We start from the raw sequence: 15,483 nt of genomic DNA on the forward strand, positions 1-15,483 counted from the left end.
GGGCGGCGGTGCCTGGTGCTTCGGACGGATTCCGCGCGCCCATGCGGCTTTCATGTGCAAGACTCGGGCAGGTAGTTGTAGCAGCACGCGCGCTCCGGGGTCGGTGAAACTCCGAGCCGGCGGTGACAGTCCGCGACCCGTCCGCAGCCAGCGGCCGGTGGACCCGGTGAAATTCCGGGACCGACGGTGAAAGTCCGGATGGGAGGACGCGCGCGGGCGTGTGCCGTCCGGCGGTTATCACCGTCGCGCACGGTCCGTCCGGCGCCTGTGCGCTGGCGGCGTCCCGCGTGCTTACCCCTTGTCTCGGACGTGGTGCCGACACAAGGGGGAACACCAGGAATGTTCACCGGCATCATCGAGGAACTCGGCGTCGTCGCGGCCGTCGAGCCGCGCCCGGCCGCCGCTCGGCTCGTCATCAGCGCGGCCAGGGTGCTCGAGGACGTCAGCGAGGGCGCGTCCATTGCGGTCAACGGGGTCTGCCTGACCGTCACCCGCTGGTTTCCCCAAGGCGGCGGGCAGGCCTTCGCCGCCGATGTCATGCAGGAGACCCTCACCCGTTCGGCTCTTGGTGGACTGTCCGTCGGGGACGCCGTCAACCTCGAGCGCGCGGTGCGCCTGGCCGATCGCATCGGCGGCCACCTCGTGCAGGGGCATGTGGACGGCGTCGGTGTGGTGGTTGACCGACAGCCGAGCACCGCTGTGCCGGCCGCCGGCAGCGCCACGGAAGATGATCGAGCCGCCGGTGGCGGGGCGGTGCCCCAGTGGGAGATCGTGCGTATCAGCCTGCCGCCGGGCCTGGACCGCTACCTCGTCGAGAAGGGGTCCATCACGGTTGACGGCGTCAGCCTGACGGTGGTTGATGTCACCGCGGCGACGGCGTCGACACCGGCCTCGTTCACCGTGAGCCTGATCCCGACGACGTTGCGGACGACCACCCTCGGCCGCCGCGTGGTGGGGGAGCGGGTCAACCTCGAGGTCGACGTGCTGGCGAAGTACGTCGAGAAGCTCACCGCCGCGCGTCACACGACCGGCGTGGGGCAGCCCTTCATCCCCACCGCCACGATTCGGAGCGGAAGCGAACAACTGTCATGAGCACATCCCTGGCAGCCGGCGACGCACGCCTGGCCTCCATCGACGAGGCGGTGGCGCAGATCGCCGCCGGCCGGCCCGTCATCGTCGTCGACGACGCGGACCGCGAGAACGAGGGCGACCTGATCTTCGCGGCTGAGCTGGCCACCCCGGAGCTGTTGGCGTTCACGGTCCGCTACACCTCGGGTGTGATTTGCGCACCCATGGACGGGGCTGACGCCGACCGGCTGGATCTCGGCCAGATGGTCCCGCGCAACACCGATCGGATGGGTACCGCGTTCACCGTCTCCGTCGATGCCCGCGACGGGGTGACGACCGGTATCTCAGCCGCTGACCGGGCACGTACGATCAGGCTGCTGGCCGATCCCGCGACCACCGCCGCGGACCTCACCAAGCCCGGCCACGTGTTCCCCCTGCGGGCGAAGGCCGGCGGCGTGCTGCGCCGTCCCGGCCACACCGAGGCGGCAGTCGATCTGGCCCGGCTGGCCGGGCTGCGTCCCGCCGGGGCCATCTGTGAGATCGTCAACGACGACGGGAGCATGGCCCGGCTGGCGGAACTGATGAAGTTCGCCGCTGAGCACGGGCTGTTAGTGATCTCGATCGCCGACCTGGTGGCCTACCGGCGCCGTAGTGAACGGCACGTCGAGCGGGTCGCCGAGGCGGCGATCCCGACCCGTCACGGGGAGTTCCGGGCGTTGTGCTACCGCAGCGTCATCGAGGACATCGAACACGTGGCGCTGGTCAAAGGCGACATTTCCGGCGGCCGTGACGTGCTTGTGCGGGTGCACAGCGAATGCCTGACCGGGGACATCTTCGGATCGCGGCGCTGCGACTGCGGGACGCAGCTCGACGCCGCGTTGCGCATGATCTCGCTGGAGGGCCGGGGTGTGGTGCTCTACATGCGGGGGCACGAGGGCCGGGGCATCGGTCTCATCCACAAGCTCCGGGCATACCAGCTACAGGACGCCGGGCACGACACCGTCGACGCCAACCTCGCTCTCGGGCTGCCCGCCGACGCCCGCGACTACGGCACGGGTGCCCAGATCCTGGTGGATCTCGGGGTTCGGACGATGCGCCTGCTGTCCAACAACCCGACCAAACGGGCCGGGCTCGAAGGCTACGGCCTGGAGATCGTCGAGCGGGTCGCGCTGCCGGTGAACTTCACCCCCGAGAACCTGCGCTACCTCACCACCAAAAGGGACCGGATGGGACATGATCTTCCGGGTCTGCCGAAAGCGGTCGGAGCCTGTGCCGATGTCCCGCACCATCGGGTCCCGCCGGCCGGAGCCGCGGAGACCGATCTGGTGATGGCGGACGTGTGCCAGGGAGAGCCGGCGTGAGCGGCACCGGCTCGCCGTCGACACCCATCCCCGATGGCGCGGGCCTGCGGCTGGCCGTGGTGGCGGCCCGGTGGCACGGTGAGATCACCGATGCCCTGCTGGACGGGGCCCTGCGGGCGGCCAAGGATGCCGGCGTCGCCACACCGGTGGTGGTCCGGGTGCCCGGCGCGGTGGAACTCCCCGTCGTCGCCGCGGCGCTCGCCGCCAGTCACGACGCGGTGGTGGCGCTGGGAGTGGTGATCCGCGGCGGTACCCCGCACTTCGACTACGTCTGCCAGTCGGTGACCGCCGGACTCACCCGGGTCGCTCTCGACACCGGTGTCCCGATCGGGTTCGGCGTCCTGACCTGCGACACGGTCGAGCAGGCACAGGACCGCTCCGGGCTGCCCCCGGCCACGGAGGACAAAGGGCGGGAGGCCGCCTTCGCCGCGCTGGAGACCGCGAAGGTCCTGCGGGGGCTGCGACATCCGTAGTTCCCGTGTGTTCTGTTCGTGTCCGGTTCCGTTCGTATCCGGTTTCTTTTCGTGTCCGGTGCCGCTCCACGTGTTGCCTGAATCGGTCAACTCGCCCGAAGCTGTCGCGAACGGCCGGAACTCTGATTCGCTCTCAGCGGTCGGTTAGCTTGTAACTCGGCCCGGTGACAGGGACTCTTATCCGTAATGGATACCGCATACCGTGTTCTCAGCGCCGCCGGAGGTCCCGGTGAATCGGGGGGCCACCATATTCCGGCGGTAGGCCCCGGCTATGGGCTGCGGGGTCCCCGTGGGGACGGGAGGCGGTGGTGAGCGCGATGACAGCGCGAGGACGGGACGAGGACGGTTATCGGCCGGATCTCCCAACGCCCCGGTCGGGCGCGCGGGGGGAAATCGGCCAGGTTCCGGATGCCGGTGATGCCCTCGAGATCCAGCCCGGCACGGTGTTCGCGGCGGATGTCGGTGACGCTCGGCCCGTGTCTCTGCTCGGTCTGCGCATGCCCAGCCAGGACAACAACCGCGACGCGACCGTGAGCCGGCGAGCAGGCCGGTTACGGGTCGGCACGCACGACGGCGCTCCGTTCGCGGCGCCTGCCCGGTCGGCCCGGCCACGGCAGCCGGCGCCGACTGGTTGGACCCCGGACGTCGAACTCGTCACGTTGGCTGCCGATCAGCCGGCCGCTGATCAGCCGGCCGCCGGTCCGGAAGCTGCTGATCAGGTGCTCGGGCGTTTCCCGGAGACGGTGTCGCCGGAGAGCACCTGGCCCGGCGCCGGCCTGCCGGCGGCCGGGGAAGCCGGCGGTCCAGCCGTGCTGGACGGCAGCACACCCGCCACATCCGCGATCAGCTGTTTGCGGGTACACGTCGGCGGGTTCACCGGGGGCTGCGGGCGCACGGCCGCGGCCGGCCTCGGGATGGCTCTCGCCGCTTCCCGCCATGACCCGGTCATCGCGGTGGACGTGTCCGCCGAGCAGCCAATCCGGGTGCAGGACATGTTGGCGGTCTGGCATCAGGTGGTGCTGGTCGACGGACCGCCTGGCTGGAGCCAGCCGCTGTCCGCGGTGCCGTTCTCCCGGGCCGACACCCTCGTGGTCGCGGTCCGGGCCGATCTTTTCGATCTTTCGGCCGCGGATGACGTGCTGGCGGCGCTCGCCGGTGCTGAGGTTGCCGCCACCGATGCCACCACCGACGCTGCCGCCGGCATCACCCGGATCGGGAGCGGCGTCTCGGTGGTCGTCGTGGAGACGGTCCCGGTCCGCTGGTCCGGTCGGGCCCGCCGTCGCCTCGCCCAGCTCTCCGAACGCGCACGGGCCGTGGTCGTGGTGCCGTTCGATCCGGCTCTGGCCGGCGACGTGTCGTTCACCTGGTCGGCTCTGCGTCGCCGTACCAGAGCGGCCTTTGGCGAGCTTGCCGCCGCCGTGGAGGCCGTATCCGGCTGATCGCGGTCAAAGATGTTCCTGGAGAGCGCCGCAACAGGGGTGTGCCCCAGCCCCACAACGCCGCGTCCCTGTTCTCGGGCGCTTTTAGAGCGCCCGAGAACAGGGCTGTCCGGCTCGCGGCTCCCCGCATCCCGCCCGGCCGCGTTGTCCTCAGTCGGCGCCCACCACCAGGGCGCCTTCCTCCGCCGCCTTGCCGGATCGGGCGCGGATGAGCCGCTCGCTGATCGAACGCCCTATCCTCGGGTGCTCTTAGGATTGACTGGTGAAGCGGGAGCTGCTGACGCCGGCCGGGCAAGGCGATCATGGCGGTGGTAACGGCGCGTTGCGCGCCGCGCTGGACGCGGGGGACGAACACGCGGTCGCGGCCGCGCTGGCCTGGGCCCGGGTTTTCGTCGCGATCGAGGCGCGCATGACCGATGCCGACGCCGTCACCGGGGCCGACAAGACGTCTGAGATGGTTCTGGTAACGCTGCGGGTGCCCTCCGGCGCCACCGCGATCCCGGCGTTCAGCGGTGTTGACACGTTGGCCCGGTGGCGCCAAGCCGCCCGGCCGGTCGCGGTGCCCGGCCACGCCCTGTGCGCCCAGGCGGTGCGGGACGGCCACCGCGCGGTCGTGCTCGACATCGCCGGGCCGGCCATGGCCACCGTCGACGGGGAGCTGCTGAGGCGGGTCGCGGCGGTAGCTTCGGGCGAGGCTGGCCCGCGGCTGGCCGAGCAGCCGCCGGCCCGGCGCCGGTGGTCTCGTCATCGCTCCCGCCCTCCGATGGCGGGTTGACCGGTTTCTGACGGAATATCCACCGCGGCCACTCTGAATATCCGACGGTCAACTGATCGTCGCATCCGACCCGCTCTGCTAGGCTGTCAGTCGACCGCTTGTTATCTGGTTGGCGTCTCGTAGCGGCACCAGCCTGTGGTAACAAGGCCAAGCGGAGGCTTGCCTCCCACCCGACGTCGCATGTTCGGCGGCCGGGTCGCCGGTCGGCCGAGCCGTCTGTGACGGCGTGTCGGCCGGGTGCCCAGCCTCGCTGGGTGCAGGGCTCCGCAGCGGCAGGTCATGCCCGCGCGTCGAGTCCACGGAGGGAACCACATCAGCGCAGAGTCACGTATTAACGACCGGATCAGGGTGCCCGAAGTGCGCCTGGTTGGGCCCGAAGGCGAGCAGATCGGCATCGTCGCCATCGCTGAGGCGATGCGGCTTGCGCAGGAGGCGGATCTCGATCTGGTCGAGGTCGCTCCGACGGCTCGTCCGCCGGTCTGCAAGCTCATGGACTACGGAAAGTTCAAGTACGAGTCCGACCAGAAGCGTCGTGAGGCTCGTAAGAACCAGGTCCAGACGGTCATCAAGGAAATGAAGCTCCGGCCGAAAATCGATCCGCATGACTACGAGACCAAGAAGGGTCACGTGGTCCGGTTCCTCAGGGCCGGCGACAAAGTCAAGATTACGATCATGTTCCGCGGGCGTGAGCAGTCCCGGCCCGAGCTCGGCATCCGCCTTTTGCAGCGATTGTCGACCGATGTCGCGGAGCTCGGCTACGTCGAGGCTCAGCCCAAGCAGGACGGCCGGAACATGACCATGGTGATGGCACCGCACAAGGGGTCCCGGCCCCAGCGCACGCCAGAGCCCGCCGGCCGGGTCTGACCCAGAACGCCATTGATGATCACCACGGATTGCAGGATCTCCAGATGCCCAAGATGAAGACTCACACCGGCGCGTCCAAACGGTTCAGAGTCACCGGTACCGGCAAGGTGATGCGCCGCCGGACCAATCGCAACCACCTGTTGGAGCACAAGTCCAGCCGGCGTACCCGGCGGCTGTACAACGAGGTCACGCTCAGCCCGGCAGACGAAGGACGCATCAAGAAGCTGTTGGCGCGCTGACCGCCGGTCGTCCCCCGACCGCTCCCACCCGCTGGGAGCGGCGCGACGCAGTGCCGACAGTCACGACTGAAGGAGAATTTCCCCCTCATGGCAAGGGTCAAGCGGGCGGTCAACGCCCAGAAGAAACGCCGGACGGTGCTGGAGCAGTCCAGCGGGTACCGGGGGCAGCGCTCTCGGCTGTACCGCAAGGCCAAGGAGCAGGTCCTGCACTCGATGGCCTACTCCTATCGGGACCGGCGGGCTCGTAAGGGTGACTTCCGGCAGCTGTGGATCGCCAGGATCAACGCCGCCGCGCGGCAGAACGGGCTGACCTACAACCGGTTCGTCCAGGGGCTGCGGCTGGCCGAGGTGGAGGTTGACCGGAAGATCCTCGCCGAGCTCGCGGTGACGGACCCGGCCGCGTTCACCGCGCTCGTCGAGGTCGCGCGTGCCGCCCTGCCACCCGCCTCACCGGCCCGTACGCCGGAGACGTCGGCGGCCTGATCGATCGCGTAGGCCGGCGCGTATCCGAATTCATGCTGGTGGTCCCGGACCCGGCTGGCCCGCGTTCGTCGCGGGTGCTCGCCGCGCGGCGCCTGCGCCGCCCGGCGGTCCGCCGTGTCCGCGGTCAGTTTCTGGTCGAGGGGCCCCAGGCGGTCACAGCGGGACTCGCGGTCGGGGCACTACATGAGATTTTCGTGGGTTCGTCGGCGATGAGCAGGTACGCGGCACTTGTGGACGGAGCGGGGATACCGGTGCGCGTCGTGTCGGATGACGCGGTGGCGTCACTGTCCGAGACAGTGAAGCCTCAGGGTGTGGTCGGGCTGGCCGAGTACCCACGCCACCTGGTCGCGGATCTCGCCCACCCCCGGCTGGTGGCGATCTGTCTTGACACACGTGATCCGGGCAACGCGGGGACGATTGTGAGATCCGCGGACGCCGCGGGCGCGGACGCCGTCGTGTTCGCCGGATCGTCGGTGGATCCGTTCGGTGGCAAGGCCGTCCGCGCGTCCGCGGGCAGCATCTTCCACCTGCCGGTGGTGACCGATATCGATCTCGATGATGCGGTCCGCCAGCTGCGGGACCATGGTTGCCGCATCGTCGCCACCACCCCGCTCGCGGCACGGGATCTCGATGCCGCGGCGGACGCGGGGGAACTCGGCGTACCCACCGCGTGGCTGTTCGGTAACGAGGCGCGCGGTCTCCCACGGGCCGACGTGGTGTCCGCGGACGCGGTGCTCCGGGTGCCGGTGTACGGTCAGGCCGAGTCGCTGAATCTTGCGGTGGCGACTGCGATCTGCCTGTACGCGTCAGCGCGCGCACAGGCGAGGCTCGGGTCCGGCACTCAAGGCGCCGGGGGAGGTGGACGGCTGTGACGCACACGGTCACGTCGGCTCCCGACCAAGCTCGCAATCCACCGGCGGACGGAGCACCACTGTCCGGTCCCGGGCCGCGGGCGGATGGGACGCCGTACCTTGAGGTACCCGCCGTGTCGCCAATCTCCTGGGATGATCTCCCAGACGGGATCGTGGTGGTTGACGCCGCCGGCCGGGTGGAGATATTCAACGCCGCGGCCGTGAAGATCACAGGCGTCGCGGCGGTCGCCGCCGTGGGCCGCCATCTCACCGAGGTCCTGCCGTTGCTCGACGAGCGGGGCAACGACTGGTGGGAATGTTCGCGGGTGAGCCGCAACCTGCCGCGGGTGACCGGGCAGCCGGAGCGGCGGCTGACCTTCGCGGGCGCCCAGCACGAACGCGATCTTAATGTCACTGTTCGTTATGTCCGCGTCGAGGGGCGGCTGGCGCAGGTCTCGCTGTCGCTGCGGGACACCGTCAGCCGGGAGCGCCTTGAGCGTAACCGCGCCGACCTGGTGGCCACGGTCGCGCACGAACTGCGTTCCCCGCTGACGAGCGTGAAGGGATTCACCGCCACGCTGCTGGCGAAGTGGGACAGGTTCACCGAAGAGCAGAAGAAGCTCATGCTCAACACCGTCAACACCGACGCCGACCGGGTGACCCGGCTGCTCGCCGAGGTGCTCGACGTCTCGCGGATCGACTCCGGCCGGATCCAGATGCGCAAACAGATTGTGGATCTTGACCAGACGCTGCGCCGGGTCGTCGATGGCAAGGTCGCGGCGGGAGAGGCCACCCGTGACAGGTTTGTGATGCGCACCGAAGGTACGCTGCCGGAGATGTGGTTGGACGCCGACAAGATTGAACAGGTGCTGCACAATCTCGTCGACAACGCGCTGCGCCACGGCGCGGGTACCGTCACCATTGTCATGCGCGGCACGCCGAGCGGAGCCGAGGTGAGTGTGGCGGACGAGGGCGAGGGCGTGCCCGAAGCAAGCGCATCCCGGGTTTTCACGAAGTTCTGGCGAGGCGCGACCCGCGGTAACGGGACGGGCCTCGGGCTCTATATCGCCAGAGCGCTCATCGAGGCGCACGGCGGTACGATCATGGTTGGGCGGGCGCCGGGCGGTGGCGCCGAGTTCCGATTTGCGGTGCCCGCCGGGGCACCCGTCTTCGCCTGAGGCCCGAGCGCCTGAAGCGGAGCCGTGACCCGGCGGGCGCCCCGGCCCGCAGCCCGCACCCGGCCCGCGTGTCCGCCCACCTGTGGTGGACGGCGGCCGGGATCCCACCTGATGGCCGGTCCGGCCATCAATGACCTCAATGAGGATGACCAGCGTGTCACCGTCCCCACCGAGCGCTGACTCGAACCGAGTCGATCCGAACCGAGTCAATCATTCGGACCGTATCGATCCAGGCCGCGCGGACCCGGGCCGGGCCGACGCGGACCAGCTCGGTCCGGACCGGCTTGCCCAGATGTGCGCGCGGGCGGCCACGGAGATCGCCGCCGCGGGCGATCTCGACGAGCTCGCCGCCGTTCGCACGTCGCAGGTTGATGGCCGGTCCGCTCCGCTGATGCTGGCGCGCCGGGTGCTCGGCGCCCTGCCACAGCCGGACCGGGCCGCGGCCGGGCGCCGGCACAACGACGCCACGGCGGCCGTCCGGGAGCTCTACGAGGCAAGACTCGCCGAACTCACCGCCGAGCGTGACGCCCGGGTCCTGGTCGAGGAGCGGGTTGACGTCACCGTCCCGGCGGGCCGCCGCCCGCTCGGGGCACGGCATCCGATCACGACGCTGTCCGATTATCTGGTTGACGTGTTCGTGGCCATGGGTTATGAGGTCGCCGAAGGGCCTGAAGTCGAGCACGACTGGTTCAACTTCGAGGCGTTGAACCTCGGCCCCGATCATCCGGCGCGAAGCTCGCACGACACCCTGTACGTCGACCCGATGGGCAGCGGGCTGCTGCTGCGCACGCACACCTCGCCGGTCCAGGTCCGCGCGCTGCTGTCTCGTCCACTGCCGGTGTATGTGGTGTGCCCAGGGCGGACATACCGCAACGACGCGGTCGACGCCACCCACTCGCCCGTGTTCGGCCAGCTCGAGGGCCTCGCGGTCGACGAGGGCATCACCATGGCCGACCTGCGCGGCACCCTGGACGTGTTCGCCCAGGCGCTGTTCGGGTCGGGCCTGCCCACCCGGCTGCGGCCGTCCTACTTCCCGTTCACCGAGCCGTCGGCTGAGCTCGACGTCGGCTGCTTCGCCTGTCGTGGCGAACCGGACCGCCAGCCGTGCCGGGTGTGCTCCGACGAGGGCTGGATCGAGGTGGGCGGCTGCGGGATGGTCGATCCGAACGTGCTGGTCGCCTGTGGTGTCGACCCGGCCCGCTACAGCGGTTTCGCCTTCGGGATGGGCCTGGAACGCGCGGCCATGATCCGCCATGGCGTCCACGAGATCCGTGACTTCGTCGACGGGGACGTCCGTTTCGGCCGCGTGTTCGAGACGGGGAGCGGGTCATGAAGATTCCCATGTCGTGGCTCCGGGCGACCGTCGCCGGCCTGCCGCCGGCGAAAGTGGTTGCCGAGGCGCTGATCAGAGCCGGTTTCGAGGTTGAGGCCGTCGAGCCCGTCGGCCGTGACATCGCCGGTGTCGTCGTCGGTGAGGTCCGCGCGATCGAGGTCGTCGAGACCAAGAAGAAGAACGTGCGCTGGGTGACGGTCCAGGTGCCGCCGACCGGTACCCGCGGGGTGATCTGCGGAGCTTTCAACTTCGAGGTCGGTGACCGGGTGGCGGTGGCGCTGCCTGGCGCGGTGCTGCCCGGCGGTTTCACCATCACCTCGCGCAAGACCTACGGGCATCTCAGTGACGGCATGATCTGTTCGGTTCGTGAACTCGGCATCGGCGACGACCACGACGGCATCCTGGTGCTGCCGGCTGACACCCCGCTCGGCGTGGACGTTGCCGAACTGCTGGACCTCGCCGACGACGTCCTCGACATCGCCGTCACCCCGGACCGCGGTTACGGCCTGTCCGTCCGCGGGATCGCCAGGGAGGTGGCCACCGCGTTTGGGCTGGCCTTCCAGGATCCGGCCGGGCTGGGCACGGACCGGCCGCTGGCCGGCACCGCGGCCGGAGGGTATCCGGTCGTCGTCGAGGACACCACCGCCTGCACCCGGTATGTCGCCCGGACTGTGACCGGCGTGTCCCCACAGGCACGGACCCCGCTGGGACTCACCCGACGTCTCGCGCTGTCGGGCATGCGGCCTGTCTCGGCACCGGTCGACGTCACCAATCTGATCATGTTGGGCCTGGGGCAGCCCCTGCATGCCTTCGACCGGGCGAAGCTGTCCGGCCCGATCGTCGTGCGCCGCGCCCGCCCCGGTGAATGGCTGGTCACCCTCGACGGGGTCAAACGTGAACTCGACCCGGCGGACCTGGTCATCGCCGACGGTTCCGGACCGGTGGCGTTGGCTGGCGTCATGGGGGGCGCGGCCACCGAGATCTCGGCCGAGACCACTGAGATCCTGATCGAGGCGGCCCATTTCGATCCGGTGGTGATCGCCCGTACGGCTCGGCGCCACCAGCTCGGTTCGGAGGCGTCACGCCGTTTCGAACGCGGCGTTGACCCGGCGCTCGCGCCGGCCGCCGCCGAGACGGCGGTCCGGATGCTCATCGAGCTCACCGGCGCCACGGCCGAGCCGGGGGCTACCGACGTCGACCACCGGCCGGGTCCCGTCACGATCGCCTTCCCGCTGGCCGAGCCGGAGCGTCTGGGCGGACGTCCCTACCCCGCCGAGGCTGTCCGGCAGCGGCTGGTCGACATCGGCTGCGCAGCGGTCGCAGCCGGCACCGGCAGCGGACCCGACGGGCCCGGGGTGCTGGCGGTCACGCCGCCATCCTGGCGCGGTGACCTGACCCGGCCCGCCGACCTCGTCGAAGAGGTCATCCGGCTGGAAGGCTACGACACGATCCCGGTGACCCTCCCGCGGCTGCCCGCCGGCAGGGGCCTCACCCAGGGCCAGCGGCTGCGTCGGGCGGTCGACAGTGCACTCGCCCAGCAGGGCTGCCTCGAGGTCCGCACCGTCCCGTTCGTCGGGGACGACACGCTGACCCAGCTCGGGCTCGAGGCGGACGATCCGCGGGCCGCGGCCGTCCGGGTCGCGAACCCGATCGCTGAGGATGCCGCCAACCTGCGCACCACCCTGCTGCCCGGACTGCTCGCCGCCGCCGTCCGCAACATCGGCCGGGGCCAGGGCGACCTGGCGCTGTTCGAGACCGGTCTGGTGTTCCGGGCCGTTGCCGCCGCCACGCCGCCGACCCCCGCGGTCGATCACCGTCCCAGCGAGGACGAGATCGCCGCGCTGAACGCGGCCCTGCCCGACCAGCCGAGGCTGGTGGCCGTCGTCCTCACCGGTCTGCGGGAACCGGCCGGTTGGTGGGGACCGGGGCGGCCGGCGGATTGGCAGGACGCGGTCGCCGCGGCGCACACCGTCGCGGGTGCTACCGGCCTGGAACTGTCGGTGGCGGCAGACGCGATGATGCCGTGGCACCCCGGCCGGTGCGCGCGACTGACGGTGGCCGGCCCCGAGGCGGCGGATCCGGTCGCGAGCCGGGTCGTCGGGCATGCCGGTGAGCTGCATCCACGGGTGATCGCAGCCTACGGGCTGCCCGCCCGGACCTGCGCGATGGAGCTCGACCTCGACGCGCTGGTCGGGATCGCCTCGTCGCGCCCGCCGATCATGGCGTCCGCGGTGTCCACGTATCCACCCGCTGACCGCGACATCGCGCTGGTCGTCGAGGCGGGCGTCACCGTGGCCCAGGTCACCGCGGCATTGCGGGCGGGTGCCGGTCATCTGCTGGAGGCGCTGACCCTTTTCGACGTCTACGAGGGGGCCCAGATCGGCGGCGGAAAACGTTCGCTCGCGTTTGGCCTGCGGCTGCGAGCGGGGGACCGTACCCTCACCGCGGAGGAGGCGAACGCGGCGCGGGACGCGGCGGTCGCCGAGGCCACCCGGGTAACCGGAGCGACTCTGCGTAGCTGATCTGGAGCGCCCGGCAACAGGGCTGTGGATCAAGGAGCGGGGCTGGGGCGTGGGTACCGCGAGGCTGCGGAGGGAGCCGCCGGAGGCGGTGGGTGGCGACTGACGAGCCCGGGGTACCCGTGCGTCGCGCGGCGATGGGGAGCGATGACGCGAGGCGCGTGCCCAGTCCCGCGATAGCCCGGGACGCCGCGTCCCCTGGCGCCGGTCGCTCTTATCCCGCTCTGGGCCGCAGCCTGGTGCGGCCGGAGCCGAGCAGGCGTGTCCCGAGGAACGGCGCCCGGATGGCGACGAGCGGGCGGGCACCGGCTTGCCGGTCGACCGCGACAGCCAGGCGTCGACGGGCCACGGCGGCCATGAGCTGTTCGGACCGGGCCGGCTCGTCGAGGTCGGCCCGGACGACGCGGGCGAAGGCCATGCCGTCCGCGTACGCTCCGGCGGGTGCGCGGCCGGCGGCGAAGGCGGTGAACCGGGAGCGGAAGCCGGGCAGGCAGGACAGCGCCGGCCATGCTCGGGCAACGGCATCCGTGCGCTTGTGGAGGAGCGCCGTGCGGGTCGCCGCCACGCGGCGTGGGTCGAATCCAGCGGGGATCGGCCCGTCGGCGACGAGCGCCCGCACGAGTTCGGTCTGCGTCCGGCGTAGCCGCGCACGCCCTCCGTCGCCTCCGTCGGCACCGCTGCCGCCGCGGGGAGTCCTGGGGCGTGGCATGGCGTCCGTGACCGGCCCAGCCCCTGGTGGGTGCCCGGAGTACTCGGGGTGCCCGGCGCCGCCCGCGGCGGCAGCGGCGCTGATCGCCTCCAGTTCACCGCCGAGATCCCGGACGGCCGGGTAATGACCATCGCGTTCAAGCATGAACGCATGTGGGCCCGGATATCGCCGCGCCACCTCGCGGACCAGGTCGAGGACCGCGCCGGTGACAGGGTGGACGTGGGTGTCGTGGTAGAGCCCGCCGCGCATGACTCCACCGGCCACGTGGATGTAGGCGATGCGCTCCCACGGTAGCCGGTCGAGGAAGCGGCCGGGGTCGACCCCGTGGTTGACCCGGTCGGCATGCAGGTTGGCGAGGTCCAGCAGCAGGAGCGCACCGGTGCGCTCAGCGATCTCGGTGAGGAACTCGGCTTCGCTGAAGTCCGCGTCCGGCCAGTGCAGCGGCGCGGCGGGATGCTCGAGCGCGAGCGGGACGGGTAGCTCGGCTGACACGGTCCGTACGTTGGCGACCAGCACGTCGAGCGCGTCGCGGGTCCGTGGCACCGCCAGCAGGTGCCCCGCTTCCAGCCCGCCGGCCCGGACGACCGCGACATGCTCGCTGACCAGTGGTGCTTGCAGCCGGTCGGCGACAGTCGCCAGGTGTGCGATCCGCCATGCCTGGAGCGGTTCGGCGCCGCCCAAGCCGAGGCCGACCCCGTGCGGCACGACCGGGACGCCGCGCCCTGCCAGCCGGTCGAGGCCGGCCGGCAGAGGTCCGCGGGTGGGCAGCGCTTCCACGATGACCTCGACGAAGGACAGGTCCGTCCGGCCGGCGATGAAGGTCGCGAGTTCTGGCCGCCAGCCGATCCCCAGCCCGGGTGGCGGCCCGTGGCGGCCGCGCCGCGCACTGTTCCGCGGTGCGGTGGCGGTCATCCGCCGCAGCCACCACCGCCGCAGCCGCCGCCACCGCCACATCCACTACCGCTGCTTGCGTCCCCGCCGCTTGTGTTCCCGCTGGGACGGGCCAGGCCGAGCTGGCTGGCGAGGGCCGGGTCGGTGTCCCAGAGCACGCCCGTGCCGAACAGCGCGAGGGCGAGGGCGCGTTGCCCGGGTACACCGCCGGACCGCAGATCGACGCTGTCGCGGCGGGCCGTGGACAGGGCGGCCTTTCCCCGGCGGGTGATGGCTGGGCGCTGGGCGAGAACCAGTACCGCCACCGCGGTGACGATCAGTTCGACGCAGAGGAGGCCGACCGGCTTGCCCCGGCTGGCGCCCACAGCGGCGCGGATGATCCCGATCGCCGCGAGGAGCAGCAGGGGGATCAGAGCCTGCCGACAGGCATGAGCCTGCGCCCGCGTCGGTACGACTCCCGCGCCCCGCAGGCGGGTACGGCAGGCGGTCACGGCTGGTCCCCGTGACACCAGCGCGTTGAGCGATTCCAGCCGCAGTTCGCCCGCTCGGCGGATGGCGTCGAGCACTTCCCGCTCCAGTGGGGTGGCGTCGGGCGGCAGCGGCGCACCCGTGGTGGTCAACCCGCGCCGCGTTCGCCCTGGCCGCAGCACGCCCAGGTCGTGCAGATTCGTGACCGCGCACGTCACTGCCAGCCGTGGATTTCCGCTGATCATGGCGAGTTCCGTTGGGCCCAACGGGTTGGGGCCCGCCACCGGCGTGTCCGTCGGGCCGAGGATGCGGTGGCGCATGACGATCGCCGCCAGCAGCAGGACCGCGAATCCCAGGGCGTAGAGGACGAGAAAAGAGGGGCCGCTGATGCCCCAGGTGTCGCCCGCCGCGGACGCGGTGGGTGCGCTCATGCCGTGATCCTTCCCGTCGCCCGGAACGGTGGCTGGAGCGGCCCGCGGCCGTGAGATCGTGAGGCGGGTCGGGCTCCGTCCGGTGATGCCTGACACAGCCCAGGGTCCGCCGGCGCGTGGCCGTGATGGTGCGCGAGTAGCCAACGCGACACCTGCTCAGCAGGCGGGGCGCAGGCCCGTGAGACCTATGGCAGAGCCGACCCCGGAACAGGCTCGAAGGTGAATCAGACCGACAGGTGGGCGTTCATGGCGCGGGCCTGCTCGGCAAGCTCAGGCAGTTCCACGACGGTGACACCAGCCGCGGTGAGGAGTTCGTAGCCTTGGCAGTCGGCGACGAAGAGGCTGGGTTCGCGCCAGGCGATGACCACCCGTGGGATCTTGACTTCCAGAATGAGCTGGGC

At 71.0% G+C, this 15,483-nt stretch carries 14 protein-coding genes, 1 pseudogene and 1 riboswitch; of the genes and pseudogenes, 12 read left to right on the forward strand and 3 right to left on the reverse strand.

Translation table 11 applies throughout. The annotated features are described in order from the left end of the window. The first annotated feature begins 85 nt into the window (after window positions 1–85). Window positions 86–214, forward strand: a riboswitch (FMN riboswitch). Between the two features lie 125 nt (window positions 215–339). The 12 genes from ribE (at window position 340) to pheT (ending at window position 12,586) form a co-directional block, all read left to right on the forward strand. After that, window positions 340–1,092, forward strand: coding sequence for a riboflavin synthase (gene ribE / locus MJ797_RS21035; protein ID WP_239339727.1), 753 nt, complete (start codon window positions 340–342; stop codon window positions 1,090–1,092). After that, complete coding sequence (locus MJ797_RS21040) at window positions 1,089–2,429, forward strand: bifunctional 3,4-dihydroxy-2-butanone-4-phosphate synthase/GTP cyclohydrolase II (protein ID WP_239339729.1); 1,341 nt, start codon at window positions 1,089–1,091, stop codon at window positions 2,427–2,429. Before ribE ends, MJ797_RS21040 begins: the two co-directional genes overlap by 4 nt. After that, the gene (ribH, locus tag MJ797_RS21045) at window positions 2,426–2,902 is read left to right on the forward strand and encodes a 6,7-dimethyl-8-ribityllumazine synthase (RefSeq protein WP_239339750.1); all 477 of its coding nucleotides are present in this window, start codon (window positions 2,426–2,428) and stop codon (window positions 2,900–2,902) included. Before MJ797_RS21040 ends, ribH begins: the two co-directional genes overlap by 4 nt. Before the next feature lie 317 nt (window positions 2,903–3,219). Further along, window positions 3,220–4,341 (forward strand): hypothetical protein, encoded by a 1,122-nt coding sequence (locus MJ797_RS21050; protein WP_239339753.1) that lies wholly within the window; start codon window positions 3,220–3,222, stop codon window positions 4,339–4,341. 262 nt (window positions 4,342–4,603) lie between these two features. After that, window positions 4,604–5,116 carry an SseB family protein gene (locus MJ797_RS21055; RefSeq protein WP_239339756.1) on the forward strand — a complete coding sequence of 171 codons (513 nt, stop codon included), beginning with the start codon at window positions 4,604–4,606 and terminating at the stop codon, window positions 5,114–5,116. Window positions 5,117–5,395: 279 nt separating this feature from the next. After that, complete coding sequence (gene infC, locus MJ797_RS21060; RefSeq protein ID WP_239339760.1) at window positions 5,396–5,980, forward strand: translation initiation factor IF-3; 585 nt, start codon at window positions 5,396–5,398, stop codon at window positions 5,978–5,980. Between the two features lie 44 nt (window positions 5,981–6,024). Continuing rightward, the gene (gene rpmI, locus MJ797_RS21065) at window positions 6,025–6,219 is read left to right on the forward strand and encodes a 50S ribosomal protein L35 (RefSeq protein ID WP_239339762.1); all 195 of its coding nucleotides are present in this window, start codon (window positions 6,025–6,027) and stop codon (window positions 6,217–6,219) included. 87 nt (window positions 6,220–6,306) lie between these two features. Further along, the gene (gene rplT / locus MJ797_RS21070; RefSeq protein ID WP_239339772.1) at window positions 6,307–6,702 is read left to right on the forward strand and encodes a 50S ribosomal protein L20; all 396 of its coding nucleotides are present in this window, start codon (window positions 6,307–6,309) and stop codon (window positions 6,700–6,702) included. A 32-nt stretch (window positions 6,703–6,734) separates the two neighbouring features. Further along, window positions 6,735–7,574, forward strand: coding sequence for an RNA methyltransferase (locus MJ797_RS21075; RefSeq protein ID WP_239339774.1), 840 nt, complete (start codon window positions 6,735–6,737; stop codon window positions 7,572–7,574). Then, window positions 7,571–8,731 (forward strand): ATP-binding protein, encoded by a 1,161-nt coding sequence (locus MJ797_RS21080; RefSeq protein WP_374582718.1) that lies wholly within the window; start codon window positions 7,571–7,573, stop codon window positions 8,729–8,731. Before MJ797_RS21075 ends, MJ797_RS21080 begins: the two co-directional genes overlap by 4 nt. Before the next feature lie 145 nt (window positions 8,732–8,876). Next, window positions 8,877–10,064, forward strand: a complete 1,188-nt coding sequence (pheS, locus tag MJ797_RS21085) for a phenylalanine--tRNA ligase subunit alpha (RefSeq protein ID WP_239339776.1) — start codon at window positions 8,877–8,879, stop codon at window positions 10,062–10,064. Beyond that, window positions 10,061–12,586 (forward strand): phenylalanine--tRNA ligase subunit beta, encoded by a 2,526-nt coding sequence (gene pheT, locus MJ797_RS21090; protein ID WP_239339778.1) that lies wholly within the window; start codon window positions 10,061–10,063, stop codon window positions 12,584–12,586. The genes pheS and pheT overlap by 4 nt, the downstream gene beginning before the upstream one ends. 211 nt (window positions 12,587–12,797) lie before the next feature. On the opposite strand, the gene MJ797_RS21095 is transcribed toward pheT, so the two are convergent. The 3 genes and pseudogenes from MJ797_RS21095 to MJ797_RS21105 all read right to left on the reverse strand — a co-directional run. Further along, window positions 12,798–14,204 (reverse strand): DUF692 domain-containing protein, encoded by a 1,407-nt coding sequence (locus MJ797_RS21095; protein ID WP_239339788.1) that lies wholly within the window; start codon window positions 14,202–14,204, stop codon window positions 12,798–12,800. After that, window positions 14,201–15,082, reverse strand: a complete 882-nt coding sequence (locus MJ797_RS21100) for a TIGR04222 domain-containing membrane protein (protein WP_239339790.1) — start codon at window positions 15,080–15,082, stop codon at window positions 14,201–14,203. Before MJ797_RS21100 ends, MJ797_RS21095 begins: the two co-directional genes overlap by 4 nt. A gap of 224 nt (window positions 15,083–15,306) precedes the next feature. Beyond that, a pseudogene (locus MJ797_RS21105) lies at window positions 15,307–15,483 on the reverse strand (dCMP deaminase); the annotation flags it as partial.

This window comes from Protofrankia sp. CiP3 (assembly GCF_917627345.1).
Lineage (GTDB): Bacteria > Actinomycetota > Actinomycetes > Frankiales > Frankiaceae > Protofrankia.